The 388-nt window shown below is 30.4% G+C and carries 1 protein-coding gene; it reads right to left on the bottom strand.

The window, feature by feature from the left end:
• The coding region (locus RCF13_RS18450; protein WP_308141443.1) for a hypothetical protein at positions 1-388 on the bottom strand (388 nt) is incomplete at both ends.

Genomic DNA, 388 nt, shown 5'->3' with positions numbered 1-388 from the left:
ATTTATTATTTCAAGATTTTTCACCTCTATTTTTCCTTTGACAAGAACATGTGGAATTAAGTGAAACATCCCAAATCTTCTACCCTTTTCATATTCCTCCCTGTAATATTCTTTGGTGCAGGTATTTAATTGCTTTAATTCTCTATATTCATTAAAGTTGATGATTTCTATTTCGCATTCTTTTAATTCTCTATTTGGTCCACCCCAATTATGCTTTGAGTACTTGTATATTGCCATACACTGACCCTTCAATGCGCTAATAGGAACTTTATAAAACAGTTTATTTGTATGAAGGTTTATTCCTATTTCCAGTAATACTTTATAAATCTCATAAGGATGCAATGGTAAAAAATGCACAACATCATTCCATAAACATTCTAGTTTTGGT

It is taken from the genome of Stenotrophomonas maltophilia group sp. RNC7, from assembly GCF_030910085.1.
In the GTDB taxonomy this organism is placed as follows: domain Bacteria; phylum Pseudomonadota; class Gammaproteobacteria; order Xanthomonadales; family Xanthomonadaceae; genus Stenotrophomonas; species Stenotrophomonas sepilia.
This window is presented reverse-complemented; position numbering and strand designations above follow the sequence as displayed.